Below are 24,478 nucleotides of genomic sequence, written 5' to 3' on the forward strand. Positions count from 1 at the left end.
CGCCGGGGGAGGGGCCCGCGGCGGGTCCCGGCAGGGTCTGACGGTTCATCGCCGGGCGATCCTCCGCAGGACGTCCATGCGCAGGATCACCAGCGTCCGCCGGCCCGTCAGCACCGCCTCCCGCTCCCGGAGTTCCTTCAGCAGGCGCTGGACCATCTCCCGGGAGGCCCCCACCGATCCCGCGAGCTCCTGTTTGCTCAGCGGGACGGAGAGTTCGATGCCCTCCTCGGTGCGGTGGCCGTTCGTGCGGGCCAGGTCGAGCAGGAGCGCCGCGAAGCGCTCGCGGACGCTCATGGAGGCGAACTCCAGACGGCGGCGGTCGGCGGCGCGGGTGCGGTCGGAGGTGAGGCCGAGGAGGGCGAAGGAGACCGCGGGGGAGCGGGCGAGGAAGTCCCGGAACTGTTCGCGTACGAGCGCGACCGTGCGGACCGGTTCGAGGGCGGTCACCGTCGCGGAGCGCGGCCGGCCGGTGAGCGCGGCGGACTCCCCGACGATGTCGCCGGGGCCGCGGAGCGCGAGCAGCGCCTCGTAGCCGTTGGCGGCGGCGGCCGTCACCTTCGTCCAGCCGTGCGTGACGATCAGCACGTGCGAGGAGGGCTCGCTCTGGCGCAGGAGCACCGTCCGGGGCATGAAGGACAGTTCGTGTCCGAGGGACAGCAGCGCGGAGCGGTCCTCGCTCTCCAGGCGTGCCAGGAACGGCACCCGGTCGTCCAGGCTCTCGTCCCCGGCCAAGGGTGCAGCCGCCATGAGTCCATCCCCCGTCCCCCGATCGGCCCCGCGGCCGACGCACAGTGACCGGTGCGCGGCAACGCGTCAACGTAATCACCCAGTGTGTGCGGCGCGAACCGAATCGGGGACTTTCATCGCGGAACCGGTGACAAGCTGCGCCAAGTGTGAAGTGCCCCGAGAATGGATCGGGAGCAGTCCGGCGTGTCGGGCACCACGGCATTTGTTTTGACCGAAGTCCGTGAGGTAGGTACGCTCATACCTTGTGCCTGGGGTGTGCCCTGGCTCTCGTGCGTGCCTTCAGACCGCAAGGGGAGCCGTAAGCGACCACCGCAATCTGCGCCCTTCTCGCCTCGCGGCGAGGGTCTGCAGTATTCGACACACCCGACCGCGTGGGTCGGTGGCGTTCCAGGTTAGCTTCACCATTCGGCACACAGAAACCGGAGAAGTAGTGCCTACGATCCAGCAGCTGGTCCGGAAGGGCCGGCAGGACAAGGTCGAGAAGAACAAGACGCCCGCACTCGAGGGTTCGCCCCAGCGTCGCGGCGTCTGCACGCGTGTGTTCACGACCACCCCGAAGAAGCCGAACTCGGCCCTGCGTAAGGTCGCGCGTGTGCGTCTGACCAGCGGGATCGAGGTCACGGCTTACATTCCGGGTGAGGGACACAACCTGCAGGAGCACTCCATCGTGCTCGTGCGCGGCGGCCGTGTGAAGGACCTGCCTGGTGTTCGTTACAAGATCATCCGCGGTTCCCTCGACACCCAGGGTGTCAAGAACCGCAAGCAGGCCCGCAGCCGCTACGGCGCCAAGAAGGAGAAGTAGAAATGCCTCGTAAGGGCCCCGCCCCGAAGCGCCCGGTCATCATCGACCCGGTCTACGGTTCCCCTCTGGTGACCTCCCTCATCAACAAGGTGCTGCTGAACGGCAAGCGCTCCACCGCCGAGCGCATCGTCTACGGCGCCATGGAGGGTCTGCGTGAGAAGACGGGCAACGACCCGATCATCACGCTGAAGCGCGCGCTTGAGAACATCAAGCCGACCCTCGAGGTCAAGTCCCGCCGTGTCGGTGGTGCGACGTACCAGGTTCCGATCGAGGTCAAGCCCGGTCGTGCCAACACGCTCGCGCTGCGCTGGCTGGTCGGTTACTCCCGCGCCCGTCGCGAGAAGACCATGACCGAGCGTCTGCTCAACGAACTTCTCGACGCCTCCAACGGCCTTGGTGCCGCTGTGAAGAAGCGCGAGGACACCCACAAGATGGCCGAGTCCAACAAGGCCTTCGCGCACTACCGCTGGTAGTCGCTACCCACATCGAGACCGAGAGAAGACTGAAGCCTTATGGCTACCACTTCACTTGACCTGGCCAGGGTCCGCAACATCGGGATCATGGCCCACATCGACGCGGGCAAGACGACCACCACCGAGCGGATCCTCTTCTACACCGGCGTCAGCTACAAGATCGGTGAGGTCCACGACGGCGCTGCCACCATGGACTGGATGGAGCAGGAGCAGGAGCGTGGCATCACGATCACCTCTGCTGCCACCACCTGTCACTGGCCGCTCGAGGACGACGACTACACGATCAACATCATCGACACCCCCGGGCACGTCGACTTCACGGTCGAGGTGGAGCGTTCGCTCCGCGTCCTCGACGGTGCCGTCACGGTGTTCGACGGTGTCGCCGGTGTCGAGCCGCAGTCCGAGACGGTGTGGCGTCAGGCCGACCGTTACGGCGTGCCGCGCATCTGCTTCGTGAACAAGCTGGACCGCACCGGCGCCGAGTTCCACCGCTGCGTGGACATGATCGAGAACCGCCTCGGCGCGGTCCCGATCGTCATGCAGCTCCCGATCGGTGCCGAGATGGACTTCAAGGGCGTTGTGGACCTGGTCCGCATGAAGGCGCTCGTGTGGTCCGCCGAGGCGGCCAAGGGCGAGATGTACGACGTCGTCGACATCCCGGCCACGCACGCCGAGGCTGCCGAGGAGTACCGCGGCAAGCTGGTCGAGACCGTCGCCGAGCACGACGACGAGATCATGGAGCTGTTCCTGGAGGGCCAGGAGCCCACCGAGGAGCAGCTGTACGCCGCGATCCGTCGCGTCACCATCGCGTCCGGCAAGTCCACCGATGTCACCGTCACCCCGGTGTTCTGTGGCACCGCGTTCAAGAACAAGGGCGTTCAGCCCCTGCTCGACGCGGTCGTGCGCTACCTCCCGACCCCGCTTGACGTCGAGGCCATCGAGGGCCACGACGTGAAGGACCCCGAGGTCGTGGTCAAGCGCAAGCCGTCCGACGACGAGCCGCTCTCCGCCCTCGCGTTCAAGATCATGAGCGACCCGCACCTGGGCAAGCTCACCTTCGTCCGGGTCTACTCGGGCCGTCTCGAGGCGGGCAGCGCTGTGCTGAACTCCGTCAAGGGCAAGAAGGAGCGCATCGGCAAGATCTACCGCATGCACGCGAACAAGCGTGAGGAGATCGAGTCGGTGGGCGCCGGCGACATCGTCGCCGTCATGGGCCTGAAGCAGACCACCACGGGTGAGACGCTGGCCGACGACAAGAACCCGGTGATCCTGGAGTCCATGGACTTCCCGGCGCCGGTCATTCAGGTCGCCATCGAGCCCAAGTCCAAGGGTGACCAGGAGAAGCTGGGTGTCGCCATCCAGCGTCTCGCGGAGGAGGACCCCTCCTTCCAGGTCCACTCGGACGAGGAGACCGGCCAGACCATCATCGGTGGTATGGGCGAGCTGCACCTCGAGGTGCTGGTCGACCGTATGCGCCGTGAGTTCAAGGTCGAGGCCAACGTCGGCAAGCCGCAGGTCGCGTACCGCGAGACGATCCGTCAGGCCGTCGAGCGTCTCGACTACACGCACAAGAAGCAGACCGGTGGTACCGGTCAGTTCGCCAAGGTGCAGATCGCGATCGAGCCGATCGAGGGCGGCGACGCCTCGTACGAGTTCGTGAACAAGGTCACCGGTGGCCGCATCCCGAAGGAGTACATCCCTTCGGTCGACGCGGGTGCGCAGGAAGCCATGCAGTTCGGCATCCTCGCCGGCTACGAGATGACGGGCGTCCGCGTCATTCTTCTCGACGGTGGCTACCACGAGGTCGACTCCTCGGAGCTCGCCTTCAAGATCGCCGGTTCGCAGGCCTTCAAGGAGGCCGCGCGCAAGGCCAAGCCCGTGCTCCTCGAGCCGATGATGGCCGTCGAGGTCACCACGCCCGAGGACTACATGGGTGAGGTCATCGGCGACATCAACTCCCGCCGTGGCCAGATCCAGGCCATGGAGGAGCGCATGGGCGCCCGGATCGTCAAGGGTCTGGTGCCTCTCTCGGAGATGTTCGGCTACGTCGGAGACCTCCGCAGCAAGACCTCGGGTCGCGCAAGCTACTCGATGCAGTTCGACTCCTACGCCGAGGTTCCCAGGAACGTCGCCGAGGAGATCATCGCGAAGGCCAAGGGCGAGTAACACACCCCGTTTACACGCTTTAGGCTTGACACCGACCGCCGGGGCCGACCCGGAGGGGAAAACCCCGGCGGGCGGCATCCCAGCAAAGATCACCTGGCGCCGATGAGTAAGGCGTACCAGAACCACTCCGCAGGAGGACCCCAGTGGCGAAGGCAAAGTTCGAGCGGACTAAGCCGCACGTCAACATCGGCACCATCGGTCACATCGACCACGGTAAGACGACCCTCACGGCCGCCATTACCAAGGTGCTGCACGACGCGTACCCGGACCTGAACGAGGCCTCGGCCTTCGACCAGATCGACAAGGCTCCTGAGGAGCGCCAGCGCGGTATCACGATCTCGATCGCGCACGTCGAGTACCAGACGGAGGGCCGTCACTACGCCCACGTCGACTGCCCCGGTCACGCGGACTACATCAAGAACATGATCACGGGTGCGGCGCAGATGGACGGCGCCATCCTCGTCGTCGCCGCCACCGACGGCCCGATGCCGCAGACCAAGGAGCACGTGCTCCTGGCCCGCCAGGTCGGCGTTCCGTACATCGTCGTCGCCCTGAACAAGGCCGACATGGTGGACGACGAGGAGATCCTGGAGCTCGTCGAGCTCGAGGTCCGTGAGCTCCTCTCCGAGTACGAGTTCCCGGGCGACGACCTTCCGGTCGTCAAGGTCTCGGCGCTCAAGGCGCTCGAGGGCGACAAGGAGTGGGGCCAGACCGTTCTGGACCTCATGGCCGCCGTCGACGAGTCCATCCCCACCCCGGCTCGTGACGTCGACAAGCCGTTCCTCATGCCCGTCGAGGACGTCTTCACGATCACCGGTCGCGGTACGGTCGTCACCGGCCGTATCGAGCGTGGTGTCCTGAAGGTCAACGAGACCGTTGACATCATCGGCATCAAGCAGGACAAGACCACGACCACGGTCACGGGCATCGAGATGTTCCGCAAGCTGCTCGACGAGGGCCAGGCCGGTGAGAACGTCGGTCTGCTCCTCCGTGGCATCAAGCGCGAGGACGTCGAGCGCGGCCAGGTCATCATCAAGCCGGGCTCGGTCACCCCGCACACCGAGTTCGAGGCGCAGGCCTACATCCTGTCCAAGGACGAGGGTGGCCGCCACACGCCGTTCTTCAACAACTACCGTCCGCAGTTCTACTTCCGTACGACTGACGTGACCGGTGTTGTGACCCTCCCCGAGGGCACGGAGATGGTCATGCCGGGCGACAACACTGAGATGAAGGTCGAGCTCATCCAGCCCGTCGCCATGGAAGAGGGCCTGAAGTTCGCCATCCGTGAGGGTGGCCGGACCGTGGGCGCCGGCCAGGTCACCAAGATCACGAAGTAAGTGATCTGACCTGGTAGCTCTTTCACGAGCTCCTTGAGAGGGCCCGTACGACTTCGGTCGTACGGGCCCTTTCGCATGTCCGGCCCGTCGTGCCAGTCTGCCGATCCGGTCGAATTCGTATACGAAATTCGAACGTCTTCGGCATGTCGTGGTGGTCCGTGCAGGTGAAACGAATCTTGGCGCGTCTCGAAAGAATCACGCAACGCGTCCGTAATTCAGGGGGAAGACTGTAGGGACGGTCTCCCGCTTCCGGGCGGGGGGCCGACTGCTCTGTGCACCGCTGCCGCCGCAACCGACCGGTCGAACCGACCCCGGTCAGCCGTTCCGGCGGCCCCGTCTGAAGGGACCCCCAGGTGACCCGCCCCGACACGAAGAGCCGTATCGCCTCCTTGCTGGCCGACATCGAGCGGCGCAATCCGGCGCAGCCCGAGTTCCTCCAGGCCGCGCACGAGGTCCTCGAAACGCTGGCTCCGGTCCTCTCGCAGCGCCCGGAGTACGGGGAAGCGGCTCTCGTCGAACGCGTGGTGGAGCCGGAGCGGCAGATCATCTTCCGCGTCCCGTGGCAGGACGACCACGGCAAGGTCCACGTCAACCGCGGCTACCGCGTGGAGTTCAACAGCGCGCTCGGCCCGTACAAGGGCGGCCTGCGCTTCCACCCGTCGGTCAACCTCGGCATCGTGAAGTTCCTCGGCTTCGAGCAGATCTTCAAGAACGCCCTGACCGGTCTCGGGATCGGCGGCGGCAAGGGCGGCAGCGACTTCGACCCGCGCGGCCGGTCGGACGCCGAGGTGATGCGGTTCTGCCAGTCGTTCATGACCGAGCTGTACCGGCACATCGGCGAGCACACGGACGTGCCGGCCGGCGACATCGGCGTGGGCGGCCGTGAGATCGGCTACCTGTTCGGCCAGTACCGGCGCATCACCAACCGCTGGGAGGCCGGCGTCCTGACCGGCAAGGGCACGCACTGGGGCGGTTCGCTGATCCGGCCCGAGGCGACCGGCTACGGCAACGTCCTGTTCGCCGCCGCCATGCTGCGGGAGCGCGGCGAGGACCTGGAGGGCCAGACCGTGGTCGTCTCCGGCTCCGGCAACGTCGCGACCTACACGATCGAGAAGCTCGCCGCCCTTGGCGCGAACGCCGTGACCTGCTCCGACTCCAGCGGCTACGTCGTCGACGACAAGGGCATCGACGTCGAGCTGCTCAAGCAGATCAAGGAGGTCGAGCGCGGCCGGGTCGCCGACTACGCGGCACGGCGCGGCGCGTCGGCACGGTTCGTAGCGAACGGCAGCGTCTGGGACGTGCCGGGCGACGTCGCGCTGCCCTCGGCCACCCAGAACGAGCTGGACGCGGCCGCGGCGACCACGCTGATCGGCAACGGCGTCAAGGCGGTCTCCGAGGGCGCCAACATGCCCACCACCCCCGAGGCGGTCCAGCTCTTCCAGAAGGCGGGCGTCGCCTTCGGTCCCGGCAAGGCGGCCAACGCGGGCGGCGTCGCGGTCAGCGCCCTGGAGATGAGCCAGAACCACGCCCGCACCTCCTGGTCGCGGGATCGGGTCGAGGACGAGCTGACCGGCATCATGAACAACATCCACGCCCTCTGCCACGAGACCGCCGAGCGCTACGGCGTCCCCGGCGACTACGTCAGCGGCGCGAACATCGCGGGCTTCGAGCGGGTCGCCTCCGCGATGCTGGAGCAGGGCGTGATCTGACCCGGCCGCGGCATCCGCCGCACCGGACTTCGGGAAGGGCCCGTACGACGTCGGTCGGACGGGCCCTTCCCCGTGGCCGGGTTCACGCGGTCTCAGGCAGTCTCGGCGGTCCCGGGAGCGGAGCAACCCCTTGACGTGCGGGGGAAGCGGATCCCTCCGACGCGCAGGACAGTTCGGCCCAGACGGTCTTGCGCGGGGCGGGACCCGGTGTCACGCCCCAGCGGTCCGCGAACGCGTCGACGAGGAGCAGTCCGCGGCCCGAGCCGGCGCCGGCCCCCGCCGTCCCGAGTCGGGGAAGCCGGTCACCCACGGTGTCGGTCACCTCGACGCGGAGGGTGTCGCCGACGACGTACAGCGTCAGCCTGAAGTCGCGGCCGGGGACCCGTCCGTGCGTCACCGCGTTCGACGCGAGCTCCGCGACGATCTGGTCGGCCGGGCTCAACGGCATCGCCCAGGAACGGAGTTGTTCGGTCGCGAGCAGCCTCGCCAGACGGGCGCCCCGTGACGTGGGGGACAGCAGCACACTGAAGTTGCGGACGGGTTCGACGCGTTGGGCCTCCGGCCCGGCGGTTTCCTGATTCACGTCACTCAGCGTGTCCGACGCTGCCTACCCTGAGCAGCGATGACGTCGGTACGTATCGGGACTGTCCAGTCGTTGTCCCGATCTGTCCCGGCTGTCCCGGGTGTCGTCCGGGAACCCCTGGGCGTTGGAGGTGGTTGGGTGTGAGCAGCGGGAGTGCGGACGAACCGGGGTGGGACGTGAGCCCCGAGGACGAGATCGCCCCGGTCGTCGAGGCGACCGGCCGCCAGGTCAGGCTCTGGCGGGAGGCGGCCGGCATGCGGGCGGTCGACTTCGGACGGGCGATCGGCTACGGGGAGGACCTGGTCCGGAAGGTGGAACGGGGCGCGCGGATCCCCCGGGCGGACTTCCTGGACCGCGCGGACGACGTCCTGAAGGCCGGCGGGCATCTCCGCGCCTTCAAGGAGGACATGGAGAAGGCCCGGTACCCGAAGAAGGTCCGCGAACTGAAGATGCTGGAGGAGCGGGCGGTGGAGTTGCTGCTGTACAGCAACCACAACATCCATGGGTTGTTGCAGACGCCTGAGTATGCGCAAGCTCTCTTCGAGACCCGCCAGCCTGCCTACTCGCAGGAGGTGGTGGAGCGTGAGACCGCTGCGCGCATGAGCCGGAAGGTGATCTACGAAAGGTCGCCGGCCCCAGCGCTCAGCTTCATCCAGGAAGAGGTGACGCTGCGGCGCCCGATCGGGGGGAAGATGAAGCTGCGCCGCCAGCTCGAACACCTGCTGCACGTCGGTCAGTTGCGAAACGTGTCGCTTCAGGTGATGCCGACAGACCGAGAGGATCACGCCGGGATGCAGGGGCTCATCGAGGTGCTGAAGTTCGATGACGGTACGGCGGTCGGGCGTTCCGACGGTGCCTTCAGCGGTCGCCCTGTCTCGGACCCCAAGGACTTGCGGATCTTGGAGCTGCGCTATGGCATCATCCGGGCCCAAGCCCTCACCCCGAGGGAGTCGTTGACCTTCATCGAGCAAGTGCTGGGAGAGACATGACTCGTGTGACCTCCCCCGAGAACTCCTCGGGGCTGATGTGGTTCAAGAGCAGCTACAGCAGCAGCAGCGAAGCCGGCGACTGCGTCGAGATGGCCCTCAGCCCCACCACGATCCACATCCGCGACTCCAAGAACCCGGGCGGCGCCCGTCTGGCGATGACCCCCGCGGCCTGGACGGCGTTCGTCGGGTACGCCGCTCAGAGGTGACGGGGGGAGCGGAGATCCACCCGCAGAGCTACGCCCGTACCGTGTTCGCCGCCCTGGGCGGAGTCGTCGAGATCGGCGCGGTGAACGACACCGGGACCTGGGACCTGGCGCAGGCCTCGGTGGTGGACTTCCTGACGCCCAGGGGCGAGGACATCGCACGGATCATGGCGGCGGTCCGGACGATCGGCCGGTTCGAGGACCCCGTCATGGCCATCTCGGACGAGCTGGGGTACCTGCGCGAGCACCCGGTCGAGGCGCCGTTCATGCTGCTCTGGTCGGCGGGCATCGCCTGGGACCCGGAGTCGGCGGACGACCTCGCGTATCTGGCGGATCCGTCGGTGGTGCGCCGGATGTGCCGGATGGGCGCGGACCTCCAACTGGTCAACCTGCTGGACGCCTTGGTGACCGCCGGGATCGCGGCCGGAGTGGACGCCGAGGAGGGTGGGGACCTGGCCGCCGGGGTCGTCCGTATCGCCTGTGAGCTCGTGGGCGACGCTGGGAGCTATGCCCCGGACGGCGTGTTCCGTATGTGGCGGGTGGCCCGTCTGCCGGACACCCTGCGCCCGGACTCCGGTGCTCCGGAGTCCGGCAAGGCGGGATACAGGGCGTACGACGCGGAACTGGAGCGGTTGCTCGCGCCGGTCTGAGGTTCGCCCGGAGACCGGCTACTGCATGTTCTGCACGTGCGGATGGTCGTACGAGGCCACGCACACGTAGAGCTGCATGTTGTAGCTGCGGCCGATGGTGAGCCGGGTGGAGCACGCCGGGCCGAGGAAGTGCAGACCGTCGTAGTCGGCGTCCTCCAGGGGGCGCCAGCTCTTGTTGCCGTCCCATTCGGCGCCGTCGACGGTGAGCAGCGGGCGGACGTCCGAGCCGCACTCGGGGCAGGACATCGGGAACGGGTCGCTGAAGCTCCAGGGACCGTATCCGCCGAGCTTGCAGCCGGGGGCGACGCTGAGGTCGTACTGGTAGTCGACGACCTCGATGCCGTCCTCGTCGTCGGGGTTCTGTTCCGCCTCCCAGCCGTGGATCCGGTCCGCCAGTTCTTCGGGGAGCTCGTGCGGGGCCGGGTACTCGGTGACCGTCTCGGGGTGCAGGAGGCACGGCTCGGGCAGGTAGTCGTCGGTGCCGATCACCGAGGGCTCGGGCGGTGCGGGGAGCGGGTCGGTGATGTCCGCGGAGGCCCGCCAGTACAGCGCCGCGGCGGGGAGGTAGTCCTCGTCGTGGTCGAACGGGCACCACAGCACCTGGAGCAGGTCGGTGCCGGCCGGGCGGGGCAGCGAAGGGATGTCGGCGGCGTAGAGCTGGGCCACGGGGATGAGCGGGACCGGGCCGTCCTGGGGTATGTCCGTCTCGGAGGCGGCACGGTCGACGATCTCGCGCTCCTCGGGGGTGAGGAGGTCGGCGCCCTCGGCGCCCGGCCGGGTCCACGCGTCGGCGAGGATGCGCCGCCCCAGCCGTACGTCCCCGGGGGCGAGGCCGTAGTGCGTGGGCGCGTCGTGGTCCGCGCAGGTGGGCCACGGCTCGTCGGCGGGCCACAACAGGGGGCCGCCGATCGAACTGTCCGCGACCGTCGGCGCACCCGGACGCGGATGCAACCGCACGGCGGAACGCGCCAGCGGCGCGAGTTCGGGGAACGACGCGGTGACGTCGAGGGGCCGCGGGGGAGTGGTGCGAGACATGAGGACGAGGTTACGGCCCCAACCGGCTCTGCGATCAAGGGATGTGGGCAGCGGCCTCGGTGACGCTGCCGAACCGGTGTTCCCTGTAAGTTCGCTTGTGTGTACGGGTGTTGTTGATGTGGGCGTGACGGGGGTTGCGGCATGGCGGGGAATCGGCCGGGTGACTGGCATGTGCTGGATCTGGAGCGGGATCCGACGCCGGGTGATCCGGACCGGGTGCGGAAGCTGTCGAAGGATCTGCTCGGTTTCGCGGATGACGTGTCGGATGCGTTGCGGCTGATCAAGGGGATGGCGGACGAGGACGCCGTTTTGCAGTGGGCGGGGAAGTCGGCGGAGGCGTTCCAGTCCGAGTTCTCGGGTGTGCCCAAGCAGTTGAAGAAGCTGAAGAAGTCGTACGAGATGGCGGGGGACGCGCTCGGGGACTACTGGCCGAAGCTGGAGCGGGCGCAGGCGCTGGCGGACAAGGCACTCGCCAAGGGGCGGGAGGCGCAGGCCGATCTGACGTCCGCGAAGTCTCGTCTGTCGTCGGCTGATTCGTGGGTGACGCGGGCCACCAGGGAAGCGGACAAGTACAAGGACGATCCGACCGGCAGCAAGGACGCGGAGAAACCGGACGAGGCGAAGGTCCGTGCCGCTACCAGGGACGCGCAGCACGCCCAGTCGGCTCGGACCAGCGCCCAGTCGGACGTGACGGATGCGAACGGTGCGTTGGACGCGGCGAAGAAGATGGCCGCGGATGCGCGCAGGATGCGGGAGGAGGCGGCGCGGGACGCGAAGTCGAAGATCGATGAGGCGTCGGACGCGGGGATTCACAATCGGAAGTGGTGGGAGGAGGTCGGGGACTGGTTCTCCGACAACTGGGACACCATCGTCGCGGTGTGCAAGGTCGTGGTGGCGGTGGTGGGGATCATCGCGATGATCATCGGGGGGCCGATCCTCGGCGCGATCGTGCTGATCGCCGCGCTGGTCGTCCTCGCCGACACCCTCAACAAATACGCGAAGGGCCAAGCGTCCCTCTGGGACGTGGGCTTGGCGGCGCTGGACTGCATCCCCGGGATGAAGGGGATCACGACCCTCGGCGGCCTGGCCAAGGGACTCAAGGGCGGCCTGGCCGCGATGAAGGGGCTCAAGGGCGGGCTGAAGGGGATGAGCCTGGCGGCGCGGGGGCTGGGCAAGAACGCCCGCGGCATGCTCGCGGACGGTGCGAAGGGCGCGTACAACCGGCTCAAGAACGCGGTCCGCTCCAAGGGCAGCGACCCCGTGGACATGGCCACCGGGGCCATGTACTTCCCGGAGACCGACGTCAGTCTGCCCGGCAGCTTGCCCCTCGTCTTCACGCGCAGGGCCGCGTCCGACTACCGGACGGGCTGGTGGTTCGGTAGCACCTGGGCCTCCACGGTCGACCAGCGCCTGGAAGTCGACGGAGCCGGCGTCGTACTCGTCACCGAGGACGGATTGCTCCTCAGCTATGCCCATCCCGCAGAGCCGCAGCGATCGGTCCTTCCCGAGGCAGGCCCGCGTTTCCCCCTGACCCGTCTCGGTGATGGCCGCTACCACGTGGACGACCCGCTCACCGGCATCACTCGTGAGTTCGACGTTCCCGTCGACGGCATCGCTCTCCTCAAGCGCATGTCCAACCGCAACGGTGAAACGATCGATTTCGATCACGCCGCCGACGGAACCCCGCTCGCGATCCGGCACTCCGGTGGCTACCGGATCGAGGTCACCGTCACTGACGGCCGGGTCACGGCGCTGCACCTCGCGGGCGCGGGCCACGACGGTTCGAACCTCCTCCTGCGCTCCTACGGCTACACCGACGGCTGCCTCACCACCATCGTCAACGCCACGGGCCATCCGATGCGGTTCACCTATGACGAGCGGCACCGCATCACGTCGTGGACCGATCGCAACGGCCGCGGCTACTCGTACGCGTACGACACGGCGGACCGATGCATAGCGGAAGGAGGGGAGGCGGGGCACCTCAGCCTCAGCCTGGACTACGACGGCACCGACGCCGCTTGGCCCGAAGCCAAGATCACCACCGTCACCACGGCGGAGGGCGCTGTCAGCCGGTTCGTCGTCAACGACAGGTGCCAGGTCGTCGCCGAGATCGATCCGCTGGGCGGCACGACCCGCACGTCATGGGACGAGCACCACCGGCCGACCTCCTGGACGGACGAGCTGGGCCACACCACGACCAGGAGCTACGACGACCTCGGTCGACTCGTTGAGGTCAGGCGCCCGGACGGTGCACCCGTGCGTCTCGCGTACGACACCCGGGGCTGCCTTGTCACCACCGTCCGCCCGGACGGCCAGGTGCTGCGCCGGGAGTATGACGCCCGCGGGAACTGCGTCACGGTCGTCAAGCCCGGTGGAGCGACCACGCGTTACACCTACGACGACGCCGGACACCTGTCCTCGGTGACTGATCCGGCAGGGGGCCTCACCCGGGTGCGGTGCAACCCGGCGGGCCTGGCCGAACACGTCACCGATCCCCTGGGCGGTGTCACGCGCTACGCACACGACGCCTTCGGCCGCGTGGCGACGGTCACCGACCCTCTGAGCCACATGACCTCCATGGAGTGGGGCGCGGACGGCGAACTGACGCGGCGCACCGACGCGGACGGGCAGACGGAGGTGTGGACGTACGACGCCGAGGGGAACCGGGTCGGCCACACCGACGCCATGGGAGCTGTCACACGCTTCGAGTACGGCCACTTCAACCTGCTCGCGGCACGGACCGGGCCCGACGGCGTCCGCCACACCTTCGCGTACGACCCCTCCCTGCGGCTGACCAAGGTGGGCCGCCCTGACGGCCGTCACTGGACGTACGAGTACGACGTCGCGGGGCGACTCGCCTCGGAGACGGATTTCGACGGGCGGTCCAGGCGCTACCGCCGGGATGCCAAGGGCCAGGTCGTCTCGCGCACGAACGGGCTCGGGCAGACGGTCCGCATCACCAGGGACACCTTCGGTCGCATGACCGTCAAGGACGTGGACGGTGCGGTGAGTACGTACACCTACGACCTCAACGGCCGGCTCTGCGAGGCCGTGGGCCGGGACGCCACGGTGGTCCTCCAGCGAGACCCCGAGGGACGCCTCCTCTCGGAGACCGTCGACGGTCGGACCACCACCTTCACGCACGATGCAGCGGGGCGGTCGCTGAGCCGCACCACCCCCACAGGTGTGACCAGCACGAAGACGTACGACGGCCGTGGCGAGGTCGCCCAGGTCAGTACCGCGGGACGCACTCTCGACTTCCGCTACGACGACGCACGGCGACTGCTTTCCGTCGGCGTGGACGACGCTCTGTCGCTGAGCCGCGGGTACGACCGACTCGGCAGAGTCACGACGCAGGCCGTTGCCACCGGCGACGGGCGCACCGTGAGCGACCGCTCCTACCACTACCGCGCCGACGGGCATCTGATCGGCATCGACGGCCTCGACGGGGAGAGCCGGGGCTTCGAGCTGGATGCCGCCGGCCGTACCACTGCCGTACGGGCCGAAGACTGGCTGGAGACCTACGCGTACGACGAGAACGGAGCCCAGACGGATGCCGCCTGGCCGAGTCGGCACCCCGGCCAGGCGGCCGTGGGCCCTCGCGCCCACGGGGGCGGCCGGATCGTCAGGGCGGGAGCCACCCGTTATCGGTACGACGACCAAGGGCGGTTGATCCGTCGGCACCGCACGCGCCTCTCACGGAAGCCGGAGACCTGGGCCTACACGTGGGACGCGGAAGACCGGCTCACCTCCGTGCACACCCCCGACGGGACGTGCTGGCGCTACCGCTACGACCCGATGGGACGCCGCATCGCCAAGCAGCGTCTGGCCGTCGGGGGAACCACCGTGGTGGAGGAGACCCGTTTCACCTGGGACGGAGCCACCCTCTGTGAGCAGGTCACGACCGACGCCGAAGGCACCCGACCCGTGGCCCTGTCCTGGGAGTACGACGGGCTGCGCCCCATCGCCCAGACCGAACGCATCCTCACCGCCTCGCACGAAGAGATCGACTCACGCTTCTTCGCCATCGTCGCCGATCTGGCGGGTGCTCCCACCGAACTCGTCGGTGAGGACGGCAGCGTCGCCTGGCAGGCGCGGAGCACACTGTGGGGGGTCACCGCCTGGAAGAGCGGAGGCCGCGCCTACACACCGCTTCGATCCCCTGGGCAGTACTACGACTCCGAGACCGGTCTGCACTACAACGTGCACCGCTACTACGACCCGGAGACGGCGGGCTACGTCAGCCCCGATCCGCTCGGTCTGGGGCCCGCTCCGCATCCCTTCCTCTACGTCCTCGATCCACTTCTCATGGCCGACCCGCTCGGGCTCTACGAGATCGGCAAGCCGGACCCCGCGAGTCAGGCAGGGAATCTGCCGATGCTCGCCGACAAGATCGCGGCGCACGGAGACATCAAGAACCGAGGGATCCCGGGCGTCGACGACCTGGACGTGCCGGAGCACTTGGAGGATCTGATGACCAACTCCCCAGGTATCCGTATGCGGAGCACGACGTCGGGCAATCCTCGTTTCGCCTGGTGGGACGATGCGACGGGAACGATGCTGATCCGGGAAGGCGACAACGGGACCTTCATGCAGCCCGACGACGGCTATGAATACTTCCTGAAGCAACTGAAGGAGTGATGGCGTTGACGCGGACAGAGGGGCCCACCCCGCCGCGACGGGGCAGGAAACGCGAACCGCGGGACGTGTTCCGATCCGCGCCGGACACGAGGGCCGTGTGGGCGGGGTTGCCGGCAGAGGTCCTGGAAGCCGTCGCCCGGTGCGACGCGGAGCGTCTGGAGGTGGAGCGGTCCCGGGTCGCACCGGCGCTGCGGGAGAGGATCACGGCTCCCGTCTACTCGGTCGCCGATCGGTTCGCTTCCTGGGAGCGTGTGGTGCGCCGGATGGAGCCCGGTTGGTCGAGCGACGACTTCTATCCCATCAGCGCCTACGAGAACGACCTCGACTCCCGTGACTCGCTCGAGCAGTTGATGCTCGGGCTGCCCGCGGAGGCCCGGGAGGGTGCGCTGGGGCAACTGCTGGCGCGGTTGGACGAACGCTTCGCCGCCGCGAGCGTCCCGGATCCGGAACGATCCCTGCGCGCCTGGGTGCGTCCGACGAAGGAGCGTCCCGAGGCGGAACTCGCCCAGTGGTGGACGCGCAGGCCACTGCGTGATCCGTGGGACTGACCTGATCCGTACCGGCGACCCCGCCGAGGTGGACGCGGCGTTCGACGGCCTTCTTCGGGCGGGCCCCGACGTTCCGGCCGAGCCGGGTTTGATCTGCGTCACCTTAGGGGTACGATCCCTGGCTCGATTGGCCAGGGGGGTGTCCTGTATGGCAGACTAACGGGGTTGCTCGGTCGAGTGCCGATGCTGCGCGCCTCCCGTCGGGAGGACTGGAAGCGAGTCCCACAGTACTCGTCGCCCAATCTGTCGTCAGGCAGCACTGGGGCGGACGTACGGGAATCTTCCGGGAAGTGTCAGCGGGGTGCAGGCCAGGCACCCGGTGGGTGTTCTCACCCCCGGTCCTGCGGTTGCTTTCGGGCGGAGCCGCGTCCCTGGCAGGGAAATCCGTCATGGATATCTCTGTCGCCGGGAGCGCGACACACCCGACCGCGTGGGTCGGAGAGCAGGACGCGAACCCCCGAGTGCCAGAGCGTTTAAATCGAGACAAAGGACTACTGAGTAGCCATGGCGGGACAGAAGATCCGCATCCGGCTCAAGGCCTACGACCACGAGGTCATCGACTCCTCGGCGAAGAAGATCGTCGAGACGGTGACCCGCACTGGTGCGTCGGTCGCGGGCCCGGTGCCGCTGCCCACTGAGAAGAACGTGTACTGCGTCATCAAGTCGCCGCACAAGTACAAGGACTCTCGCGAGCACTTCGAGATGCGCACCCACAAGCGCCTCATCGACATCCTCGACCCCACGCCCAAGACCGTTGACTCTCTGATGCGACTCGACCTTCCGGCCGGTGTCGACATCGAGATCAAGCTCTAGGGATCGGTGAGTCAGAGAATGGCTAAGCAGATCAAGGGCATCCTCGGCGAGAAGCTCGGCATGACGCAGGTGTGGGACGAGAACAACCGTGTTGTTCCCGTCACCGTCGTCAAGGCCGGCCCGAACGTCGTGACCCAGGTTCGTACGAACGACGTCGACGGCTACGAGTCCGTCCAGATCGCGTTCGGCGAGATCGACCCGCGCAAGGTGAACAAGCCCCTCAAGGGCCACTTCGCGAAGGCCGACGTCACTCCCCGCCGCCACCTCGTCGAGATCCGTACCGCTGACGCCAGCGAGTACACCCTCGGCCAGGAGATCACCGCTGAGGTGTTCGAGGCCGGCATCAAGGTGGACGTGACCGGCAAGAGCAAGGGCAAGGGCTTCGCCGGTGTCATGAAGCGTCACAACTTCAAGGGCCTCGGCGCCGGACACGGCACCCAGCGCAAGCACCGCTCCCCCGGCTCCATCGGTGGCTGCGCCACCCCGGGTCGTGTGTTCAAGGGCCTCCGCATGGCGGGTCGCATGGGCAACGAGCGGGTCACCACCCAGAACCTGACCGTTCACGCCGTTGACGCGGAGAAGGGCCTGCTCCTCATCAAGGGCGCGGTTCCTGGTCCGAACGGCGGCCTCGTCCTGGTCCGCACCGCGGCCAAGGGGGCCTGAGGACTATGACCACCATTGACATTCTGTCGCCCTCCGGCGACAACGCCGGGACCGTCGAGCTCCCGGCCGAGATCTTCGACGTCGAGAAGATCAGCATTCCGCTGCTTCACCAGGTCGTCGTCGCGCAGCTTGCCGCCGCCCGTCAGGGCACGCACAAGGTCAAGCGTCGTGGCGAGGTCCGCGGTGGCGGTAAGAAGCCTTACCGCCAGAAGGGCACCGGCCGCGCGCGCCAGGGTTCGACCCGTGCGCCGCAGTTCGCCGGCGGTGGCGTCGTCCACGGCCCCACCCCGCGTGACTACTCGCAGCGGACCCCGAAGAAGATGAAGGCCGCGGCCCTGCGCCACGCCCTCACCGACCGGGCCCGCAACGCTCGCATCCACGTCATCACCGGCGTGATCGAGGGCGAGACCCCCTCCACCAAGGCCGCGAAGAGCTTCCTCGGCAAGGTCAGCGAGCGCAAGAACGTGCTCCTGGTCATCGAGCGCTCCGACGAGGCCGCGCTGCTCTCCGCGCGCAACCTGCCCCAGGTCCACATCCTGGAGCCGGGCCAGCTCAACACGTACGACGTTCTCGTCTCGGACGACGTGGTCTTCACCCAGGCCGCTTTCGAGTCCTTCGTGTCTGGCCCCCAGGCCGCTGACACCGAAGGGAGCGAAGCCTGATGGCTACGCGTCACCCGAGCATCGCCTCGAAGGCCGCCAAGGCCAAGAAGGTCGCGCGCATCGCCAAGGCGAAGCGCCACGAGGCCGAAGGCAAGAACACCGTCGAGACCCCGCTGAGCAAGAGCTTCACGGACCCCCGTGACGTCCTCCTCAAGCCGGTCGTCTCGGAGAAGAGCTACGCGCTGCTCGACGAGGGCAAGTACACCTTCGTCGTGGACCCGCGGGCCAACAAGACCCAGATCAAGCAGGCCGTCCAGGCGGTCTTCTCGGTCAAGGTCACCGGGGTCAACACGATCAACCGTCAGGGCAAGCGCAAGCGGACCAAGACGGGCTTCGGCAAGCGTGCTGACAGCAAGCGCGCGATCGTGACCCTCGCTGAGGGCGACCGTATCGACATCTTCGGCCAGGCCTCCTAACGGAGCGCCCTGGTCCGAATATCGGACGAGGACTGAGAAATGGGAATCCGCAAGTACAAGCCGACTACGCCGGGCCGTCGTGGCTCCAGCGTCGCCGACTTCGTCGAGGTCACGCGGTCCACGCCGGAGAAGTCGCTGGTCCGCCCGCTGCACAGCAAGGGCGGCCGTAACAACGCCGGTCGTGTGACCGTTCGCCACCAGGGTGGCGGACACAAGCGCGCCTACCGAGTGATCGACTTCCGTCGTCACGACAAGGACGGCGTGCCGGCGAAGGTCGCGCACATCGAGTACGACCCCAACCGCACCGCGCGCATCGCGCTGCTGCACTACGCGGACGGCGAGAAGCGCTACATCCTCGCCCCCCGCAACCTGTCGCAGGGTGACCGCGTCGAGAACGGTCCCGGGGCCGACATCAAGCCGGGCAACAACCTGGCGCTCCGCAACATCCCGGTCGGTACCACGATCCACGCGATCGAGATCCGTCCCGGTGGCGGTGCCAAGTTCGCCCGCTCCGCCGGTGCCTCGGTGCAGCTGCTCGCGAAGGAGGGCACCATGGCCCACCTCCGCATGCCCTCCGGTGAGATCCGCCTGGTCGACCAGCGCTGCCGCGCCACGGTCGGCGAGGTCGGCAACGCCGAGCAGAGCAACATCAACTGGGGTAAGGCCGGCCGTAAGCGCTGGCTGGGCGTTCGCCCGACCGTCCGCGGTGTGGCGATGAACCCGGTTGACCACCCGCACGGTGGTGGTGAGGGCAAGACCTCCGGTGGTCGCCACCCGGTCTCGCCGTGGGGTCAGAAGGAGGGTCGTACTCGTTCGCCGAAGAAGGCTTCGAACAAGTACATCGTCCGCCGCCGCAAGACGAACAAGAAGCGCTAGGAGCGGGTTTAGATGCCGCGCAGTCTCAAGAAGGGACCCTTCGTCGACGGACACCTTGTAAAGAAGGTGGACGCTCAGAACGAAGCCGGTACCAAGAACGTCATCAAGACCTGGTCCCGTCGCTCGATGATCATCCCGGCCATGCTCGGCCACACGATCGCGGTGCACAACGGCAAGACCCACATTCCGGTGTTTGTCACCGAGTCGATGGTCGGCCACAAGCTCGGCGAGTTCTCGCCGACGCGCACCTTCCGGGGTCACGTGAAGGACGACCGGAAGTCGAAGCGCCGCTAGTAGCGGGGTGGAATGACCATGACAGACACTGGAAGGACAACCATGGAAGCCAGGGCCCAGGCGCGGTACATCCGCGTCACGCCCATGAAGGCCCGCCGCGTGGTGGACCTTATCCGTGGCATGGATGCCACGGAGGCTCAGGCGGTCCTGCGTTTCGCCCCGCAGGCCGCGAGCGTGCCGGTCGGCAAGGTGCTTGACAGCGCCATTGCCAACGCCGCGCACAACTACGACCACACCGACGCCGACAGCCTCTACATCTCCGAGGCGTACGTCGACGAGGGTCCGACCCTGAAGCGGTTCCGTCCGCGCGCCCAGGGCCGTGCCTACCGGATCCGCAAGCGGACCAGCCACATCACCGTGGTCGTCAGCAGCAAGGAAGGAACCCGGTAATGGGCCAGAAGGTTAACCCGCATGGGTTCCGGCTCGGCATCACCACGGACTTCAAGTCCCGCTGGTACGCCGACAAGCTGTACAAGGACTACGTCAAGGAAGACGTCGCCATCCGTCGGATGATGACGTCCGGCATGGAGCGCGCCGGCATCTCGAAGGTTGAGATCGAGCGCACCCGTGACCGTGTGCGTGTGGACATCCACACCGCGCGTCCCGGCATCGTCATCGGCCGCCGTGGCGCCGAGGCCGACCGCATCCGCGGTGACCTCGAGAAGCTCACGGGCAAGCAGGTCCAGCTGAACATCCTCGAGGTCAAGAACCCCGAGACCGACGCTCAGCTCGTTGCCCAGGCCGTTGCCGAGCAGCTCTCCTCCCGCGTCTCCTTCCGTCGCGCCATGCGTAAGAGCATGCAGTCGGCGATGAAGGCCGGCGCCAAGGGCATCAAGATCCAGTGCGGTGGCCGCCTCGGCGGCGCCGAGATGTCCCGCTCGGAGTTCTACCGCGAGGGCCGTGTGCCCCTGCACACGCTCCGCGCGAACGTGGACTACGGCTTCTTCGAGGCCAAGACGACCTTCGGCCGCATCGGCGTGAAGGTCTGGATCTACAAGGGCGACGTCAAGAACATCGCCGAGGTTCGCGCCGAGAACGCCGCTGCCCGCGCCGGCAACCGCCCGGCCCGTGGCGGCGCTGACCGCCCGGCCGGCCGTGGTGGCCGCGGTGGCGAGCGTGGCGGTCGCGGTCGTAAGCCGCAGCAGGCTCCCGCTGCCGAGGCCCCCAAGGCCGAGGCTCCGGCTGCCGCTCCGGCTGAGAGCACCGGAACGGAGGCCTGACCGACATGCTGATCCCCCGTAGGGTCAAGCACCGCAAGCAGCACCACCCGAAGCGCCGTGGTCAGGCCAAGGGCGGCACGACTGTTGCGTTCGGCGAGTACGGCATTCAGGCCCTCACGCCGGCGTACGTCACGAACCGCCAGATCGAGGCCGCGCGTATCGCGATGACCCGCCACATCAAGCGTGGCGGCAAGGTCTGGATCAACATCTACCCGGACCGCCCGCTCACGAAGAAGCCTGCCGAGACCCGCATGGGTTCCGGTAAGGGTTCGCCGGAGTGGTGGATCGCGAACGTGCACCCGGGCCGGGTCATGTTCGAACTGTCCTACCCCAACGAGAAGATCGCCCGTGAGGCCCTCACTCGCGCAGCCCACAAGCTGCCGATGAAGTGCCGGATCGTCAAGCGCGAGGCAGGTGAAGCGTGATGTCGGCCGGTACCAAGGCGTCCGAGCTGCGCGAACTGGGTGACGAGGAGCTTCTCGCGAAGCTCCGCGAAGCCAAGGAAGAGCTGTTCAACCTCCGCTTCCAGGCGGCGACCGGTCAGCTCGAGAACCACGGTCGGCTCAAGGCCGTCCGCAAGGACATCGCGCGGATCTACACCCTGATGCGTGAGCGCGAGCTGGGCATCGAGACGGTGGAGAGCGCCTGATGAGCGAGAGCAACGTGACTGAGCAGAAGACCGACCGCGGCTTCCGCAAGACCCGTGAGGGTCTGGTCGTCAGCGACAAGATGGACAAGACCGTCGTCGTCGCTGTCGAGGACCGTGTGAAGCACGCCCTGTACGGCAAGGTCATCCGCCGTACGAGCAAGCTCAAGGCCCACGACGAGCAGAACGCCGCCGGCGTCGGCGACCGCGTCCTCCTCATGGAGACCCGGCCGCTGTCCTCGACGAAGCGCTGGCGCATCGTCGAGATCCTCGAGAAGGCCAAGTAATTACCTGAGGGGTTTCCCTCAGGTTCGTTCCGCCAGGCTCGGGGCGGGACCGTCCTAGACGGCCCCGCCCCGGGAACCGGCAGACAATCAGGAGATAGACGTGATCCAGCAGGAGTCGCGACTGCGTGTCGCCGACAACACTGGTGCGAAGGAAATCCTTTGCATCCGTGTGCTCGGTGGCTCCGGTCGCCGCTACGCGGGCATCGGTGACGTGATCGTCGCCACCGTCAAGGACGCGATCCCCGGCGGCAACGTGAAGAAGGGTGACGTCGTCAAGGCCGTCATCGTTCGCACCGTCAAGGAGCGCCGCCGTCCGGACGGCTCGTACATCCGCTTCGACGAGAACGCCGCCGTCATTCTGAAGAACGACGGCGACCCTCGCGGCACCCGTATCTTCGGCCCCGTCGGCCGTGAGCTGCGCGAGAAGAAGTTCATGAAGATCATCTCGCTCGCGCCGGAGGTGCTGTAAGCATGAAGATCAAGAAGGGCGACCTGGTTCAGGTCATCACCGGTAAGGACAAGGGCAAGCAGGGCAAGGTCATTGCCGCTTACCCGCGCGACGAGCGCGTCCTGGTCGAGGGTGTCAACCGGGTCAAGAAGCACACGAAGGCCGGTCCGACCGCCAAGGGCTCGCAGGCCGGTGGCATCGTCACGACCGAGGCGCCCGTCCACGTCTCCAACGTCCAGCTGGTCGTTGAGAAGGACGGCAACAAGGTCGTCACGCGCGTCGGTTACCGCTTCGACGAAGAGGGCAACAAGATCCGCGTTGCCAAGCGGACGGGTGAGGACATCTGATGGCTACCACCACCACTCCGCGTCTCAAGACGAAGTACCGCGAGGAGATCGCGGCGAAGCTGCAGGAAGAGTTCTCCTACGAGAACGTCATGCAGACGCCGGGCCTCGTCAAGATCGTGGTCAACATGGGTGTCGGCGACGCCGCCCGTGACTCGAAGCTCATGGACGGTGCCGTCCGTGACCTCACCACGATCACCGGTCAGAAGCCGGCCATCACCAAGGCCCGCAAGTCCATCGCGCAGTTCAAGCTGCGTGAGGGTCAGCCGATCGGTGCCCACGTCACGCTCCGTGGCGACCGCATGTGGGAGTTCCTGGACCGCACCCTGTCGCTCGCGCTCCCGCGCATCCGCGACTTCCGTGGTCTGTCCCCCAAGCAGTTCGACGGCCGTGGCAACTACACCTTCGGTCTCACGGAGCAGGTCATGTTCCACGAGATCGACCAGGACAAGATCGACCGTACCCGGGGCATGGACATCACCGTGGTGACCACGGCGACCAACGACGCTGAGGGCCGCGCCCTTCTCCGTCACCTCGGCTTCCCCTTCAAGGAGGCGTAAGCGAGATGGCGAAGAAGGCTCTGATTGCCAAGGCTGCTCGTAAGCCCAAGTTCGGTGTGCGTGGCTACACGCGCTGCCAGCGCTGCGGTCGTCCGCACTCCGTGTACCGCAAGTTCGGCCTGTGCCGCGTCTGCCTTCGTGAGATGGCTCACCGTGGCGAGCTGCCGGGCGTGACCAAGAGCTCCTGGTAATCCCCGCAATTCTGGGATTCCAGGGCTCTCGGTAAGCAATGGGCTCTGTCGGGTGCCCAGCTCTCCATGGCTTAGGCTAGGAGGGTTGGGCGCCTGACGCCCACACGACTTACTACGCCGTAGGTCCCCGCACCGCACCCGTCCCGCCCATGAGTGGGGAGAGGGATGGCGCATACAGGAAACCCCGGCGAGAGAGGCCGAAGGCCAATTCATGACCATGACTGATCCGATCGCAGACATGCTTACGCGTCTGCGTAACGCGAACTCGGCGTACCACGACACCGTGGGTATGCCGCACAGCAAGATCAAGTCGCACATCGCGGAGATCCTCCAGCAGGAGGGCTTCATCACGGGCTGGAAGGTCGAGGACGCCGAGGTCGGCAAGAACCTCGTTCTCGAGCTGAAGTTCGGCCCGAACCGTGAGCGCTCCATCGCGGGCATCAAGCGGATCTCCAAGCCCGGTCTCCGGGTTTACGCGAAGTCCACCAACCTGCCCAAGGTTCTGGGCGGCCTCGGCGTGGCGATCATCTCCACGTCGCACGGGCTCCTGACCGACAAGCAGGCCGGCAAGAAGGGCGTAGGCGGAGAAGTCCTCGCCTACGTCTGGTAGCGGAAGGGAACGGAGGAAACAGCTATGTCGCGTATTGGCAAGCTCCCCATCACGGTTCCCGCCGGCGTGGACGTCACCATCGACGGCCAGACGGTCTCGGTCAAGGGCCCCAAGGGCTCGCTGACCCACACTGTCGTGGCGCCGATCGAGATCGCCAAGGGTGAGGACGGCGTTCTGAACGTCACCCGCCCCAACGACGAGCGTCAGAACAAGGCCCTCCACGGCCTGTCCCGCACGCTGGTGGCGAACATGATCACCGGCGTGACCGAGGGTTACGTGAAGAAGCTCGAGATCAGCGGTGTCGGTTACCGCGTCCTGGCGAAGGGCTCCAACCTGGAGTTCTCGCTCGGTTACAGCCACTCGATCACTGTCGAGGCCCCCGAGGGCATCACCTTCAAGGTGGAAGCCCCCACCCGTTTCTCGGTCGAGGGTATCGACAAGCAGAAGGTCGGCGAGGTTGCGGCCAACATCCGCAAGCTGCGCAAGCCCGACCCGTACAAGGCCAAGGGCGTCAAGTACGAAGGCGAAGTCATCCGCCGCAAGGTCGGAAAGGCGGGTAAGTAAG

30 protein-coding genes are annotated in these 24,478 nt (G+C 67.2%); 27 read left to right on the forward strand and 3 right to left on the reverse strand.

Annotation, left to right across the window (positions count from 1 at the left end; translation table 11 throughout):
- Positions 1-45: 45 nt before the first annotated feature.
- Complete coding sequence (locus ACFRIC_RS31710; RefSeq protein WP_382792941.1) at positions 46-747, reverse strand: Crp/Fnr family transcriptional regulator; 702 nt, start codon at positions 745-747, stop codon at positions 46-48.
- 430 nt (positions 748-1,177) lie between these two features.
- On the opposite strand from ACFRIC_RS31710, the gene rpsL reads away from it, so the two are divergent.
- The 5 genes from rpsL to gdhA all read left to right on the forward strand — a co-directional run bounded on the left by rpsL (position 1,178) and on the right by gdhA (position 7,234).
- Entirely contained in the window at positions 1,178-1,549 is a 372-nt protein-coding gene (gene rpsL, locus ACFRIC_RS31715) for a 30S ribosomal protein S12 (protein WP_003948652.1), read from the forward strand.
- Positions 1,550-1,551: 2 nt separating this feature from the next.
- A complete protein-coding gene (rpsG, locus tag ACFRIC_RS31720; protein ID WP_003992340.1) occupies positions 1,552-2,022 on the forward strand; it encodes a 30S ribosomal protein S7 in 471 nt (156 codons plus the stop codon).
- 39 nt (positions 2,023-2,061) lie between these two features.
- Positions 2,062-4,188 (forward strand): elongation factor G, encoded by a 2,127-nt coding sequence (fusA, locus tag ACFRIC_RS31725; RefSeq protein WP_382792943.1) that lies wholly within the window; start codon positions 2,062-2,064, stop codon positions 4,186-4,188.
- Positions 4,189-4,331: 143 nt separating this feature from the next.
- Positions 4,332-5,525 (forward strand): elongation factor Tu, encoded by a 1,194-nt coding sequence (gene tuf / locus ACFRIC_RS31730; protein ID WP_382792945.1) that lies wholly within the window; start codon positions 4,332-4,334, stop codon positions 5,523-5,525.
- A 353-nt stretch (positions 5,526-5,878) separates the two neighbouring features.
- Entirely contained in the window at positions 5,879-7,234 is a 1,356-nt protein-coding gene (gene gdhA, locus ACFRIC_RS31735; RefSeq protein WP_382792948.1) for an NADP-specific glutamate dehydrogenase, read from the forward strand.
- Between the two features lie 82 nt (positions 7,235-7,316).
- On the opposite strand, the gene ACFRIC_RS31740 is transcribed toward gdhA, so the two are convergent.
- A complete protein-coding gene (locus tag ACFRIC_RS31740) occupies positions 7,317-7,817 on the reverse strand; it encodes an ATP-binding protein (RefSeq protein ID WP_382792951.1) in 501 nt (166 codons plus the stop codon).
- Positions 7,818-7,993: 176 nt separating this feature from the next.
- Between ACFRIC_RS31740 and ACFRIC_RS31745 the strand changes: the two genes are divergently transcribed.
- The 3 genes from ACFRIC_RS31745 to ACFRIC_RS31755 are packed head-to-tail and all read left to right on the forward strand — an operon-like array spanning position 7,994 to position 9,659.
- Positions 7,994-8,806 (forward strand): helix-turn-helix domain-containing protein, encoded by an 813-nt coding sequence (locus tag ACFRIC_RS31745; protein ID WP_382792955.1) that lies wholly within the window; start codon positions 7,994-7,996, stop codon positions 8,804-8,806.
- On the forward strand, positions 8,803-9,012 hold the full coding sequence (locus tag ACFRIC_RS31750; protein WP_382792958.1) for a DUF397 domain-containing protein: 210 nt from the start codon (positions 8,803-8,805) through the stop codon (positions 9,010-9,012). The genes ACFRIC_RS31745 and ACFRIC_RS31750 overlap by 4 nt, the downstream gene beginning before the upstream one ends.
- A complete protein-coding gene (locus ACFRIC_RS31755; RefSeq protein ID WP_382792961.1) occupies positions 9,009-9,659 on the forward strand; it encodes a hypothetical protein in 651 nt (216 codons plus the stop codon). Before ACFRIC_RS31750 ends, ACFRIC_RS31755 begins: the two co-directional genes overlap by 4 nt.
- 18 nt (positions 9,660-9,677) lie before the next feature.
- On the opposite strand, the gene ACFRIC_RS31760 is transcribed toward ACFRIC_RS31755, so the two are convergent.
- A complete protein-coding gene (locus tag ACFRIC_RS31760) occupies positions 9,678-10,694 on the reverse strand; it encodes a hypothetical protein (protein ID WP_382792964.1) in 1,017 nt (338 codons plus the stop codon).
- Between the two features lie 141 nt (positions 10,695-10,835).
- On the opposite strand from ACFRIC_RS31760, the gene ACFRIC_RS31765 reads away from it, so the two are divergent.
- The 19 genes from ACFRIC_RS31765 (at position 10,836) to rplF (ending at position 24,477) form a co-directional block, all read left to right on the forward strand.
- A complete protein-coding gene (locus ACFRIC_RS31765; RefSeq protein ID WP_382792967.1) occupies positions 10,836-15,335 on the forward strand; it encodes a DUF6531 domain-containing protein in 4,500 nt (1,499 codons plus the stop codon).
- Between the two features lie 107 nt (positions 15,336-15,442).
- On the forward strand, positions 15,443-15,883 hold the full coding sequence (locus tag ACFRIC_RS31770; protein WP_382792970.1) for a hypothetical protein: 441 nt from the start codon (positions 15,443-15,445) through the stop codon (positions 15,881-15,883).
- Between the two features lie 504 nt (positions 15,884-16,387).
- The gene (rpsJ, locus tag ACFRIC_RS31775; RefSeq protein ID WP_003948644.1) at positions 16,388-16,696 is read left to right on the forward strand and encodes a 30S ribosomal protein S10; all 309 of its coding nucleotides are present in this window, start codon (positions 16,388-16,390) and stop codon (positions 16,694-16,696) included.
- An 18-nt stretch (positions 16,697-16,714) separates the two neighbouring features.
- Complete coding sequence (gene rplC / locus ACFRIC_RS31780) at positions 16,715-17,359, forward strand: 50S ribosomal protein L3 (protein ID WP_020135811.1); 645 nt, start codon at positions 16,715-16,717, stop codon at positions 17,357-17,359.
- 5 nt (positions 17,360-17,364) lie between these two features.
- Positions 17,365-18,021, forward strand: coding sequence for a 50S ribosomal protein L4 (gene rplD, locus ACFRIC_RS31785; RefSeq protein ID WP_103549183.1), 657 nt, complete (start codon positions 17,365-17,367; stop codon positions 18,019-18,021).
- A complete protein-coding gene (gene rplW / locus ACFRIC_RS31790) occupies positions 18,021-18,437 on the forward strand; it encodes a 50S ribosomal protein L23 (protein ID WP_103549184.1) in 417 nt (138 codons plus the stop codon). Before rplD ends, rplW begins: the two co-directional genes overlap by 1 nt.
- A 39-nt stretch (positions 18,438-18,476) precedes the next feature.
- Positions 18,477-19,313 carry a 50S ribosomal protein L2 gene (rplB, locus tag ACFRIC_RS31795; protein WP_020132633.1) on the forward strand — a complete coding sequence of 279 codons (837 nt, stop codon included), beginning with the start codon at positions 18,477-18,479 and terminating at the stop codon, positions 19,311-19,313.
- Positions 19,314-19,325: 12 nt separating this feature from the next.
- Positions 19,326-19,607 (forward strand): 30S ribosomal protein S19, encoded by a 282-nt coding sequence (rpsS, locus tag ACFRIC_RS31800; RefSeq protein WP_015035577.1) that lies wholly within the window; start codon positions 19,326-19,328, stop codon positions 19,605-19,607.
- Between the two features lie 42 nt (positions 19,608-19,649).
- Positions 19,650-19,997, forward strand: a complete 348-nt coding sequence (rplV, locus tag ACFRIC_RS31805; RefSeq protein ID WP_019329637.1) for a 50S ribosomal protein L22 — start codon at positions 19,650-19,652, stop codon at positions 19,995-19,997.
- Positions 19,997-20,827, forward strand: coding sequence for a 30S ribosomal protein S3 (gene rpsC / locus ACFRIC_RS31810; RefSeq protein WP_037747976.1), 831 nt, complete (start codon positions 19,997-19,999; stop codon positions 20,825-20,827). The genes rplV and rpsC overlap by 1 nt, the downstream gene beginning before the upstream one ends.
- 5 nt (positions 20,828-20,832) lie before the next feature.
- Positions 20,833-21,252, forward strand: coding sequence for a 50S ribosomal protein L16 (rplP, locus tag ACFRIC_RS31815; protein ID WP_004927269.1), 420 nt, complete (start codon positions 20,833-20,835; stop codon positions 21,250-21,252).
- Positions 21,252-21,476 (forward strand): 50S ribosomal protein L29, encoded by a 225-nt coding sequence (rpmC, locus tag ACFRIC_RS31820; protein WP_003998824.1) that lies wholly within the window; start codon positions 21,252-21,254, stop codon positions 21,474-21,476. The genes rplP and rpmC overlap by 1 nt, the downstream gene beginning before the upstream one ends.
- Positions 21,476-21,760, forward strand: a complete 285-nt coding sequence (gene rpsQ, locus ACFRIC_RS31825) for a 30S ribosomal protein S17 (RefSeq protein WP_037626988.1) — start codon at positions 21,476-21,478, stop codon at positions 21,758-21,760. The genes rpmC and rpsQ overlap by 1 nt, the downstream gene beginning before the upstream one ends.
- Before the next feature lie 100 nt (positions 21,761-21,860).
- Positions 21,861-22,229, forward strand: coding sequence for a 50S ribosomal protein L14 (gene rplN, locus ACFRIC_RS31830; RefSeq protein WP_003998823.1), 369 nt, complete (start codon positions 21,861-21,863; stop codon positions 22,227-22,229).
- Positions 22,230-22,231: 2 nt separating this feature from the next.
- Positions 22,232-22,555, forward strand: coding sequence for a 50S ribosomal protein L24 (rplX, locus tag ACFRIC_RS31835; protein WP_328449240.1), 324 nt, complete (start codon positions 22,232-22,234; stop codon positions 22,553-22,555).
- Complete coding sequence (gene rplE, locus ACFRIC_RS31840) at positions 22,555-23,112, forward strand: 50S ribosomal protein L5 (RefSeq protein ID WP_037626984.1); 558 nt, start codon at positions 22,555-22,557, stop codon at positions 23,110-23,112. Before rplX ends, rplE begins: the two co-directional genes overlap by 1 nt.
- A gap of 5 nt (positions 23,113-23,117) precedes the next feature.
- Complete coding sequence (locus ACFRIC_RS31845; RefSeq protein WP_003948630.1) at positions 23,118-23,303, forward strand: type Z 30S ribosomal protein S14; 186 nt, start codon at positions 23,118-23,120, stop codon at positions 23,301-23,303.
- A gap of 211 nt (positions 23,304-23,514) precedes the next feature.
- Positions 23,515-23,913 (forward strand): 30S ribosomal protein S8, encoded by a 399-nt coding sequence (gene rpsH, locus ACFRIC_RS31850; RefSeq protein ID WP_010986352.1) that lies wholly within the window; start codon positions 23,515-23,517, stop codon positions 23,911-23,913.
- Between the two features lie 24 nt (positions 23,914-23,937).
- Positions 23,938-24,477: a 50S ribosomal protein L6 gene (gene rplF / locus ACFRIC_RS31855; RefSeq protein ID WP_361676696.1), complete on the forward strand. Its 540-nt coding sequence runs from the start codon at positions 23,938-23,940 to the stop codon at positions 24,475-24,477.
- Position 24,478 lies beyond the last annotated feature (1 nt).

It is taken from the genome of Streptomyces sp. NPDC056738 (assembly GCF_042790435.1).
Taxonomy (GTDB): domain Bacteria; phylum Actinomycetota; class Actinomycetes; order Streptomycetales; family Streptomycetaceae; genus Streptomyces.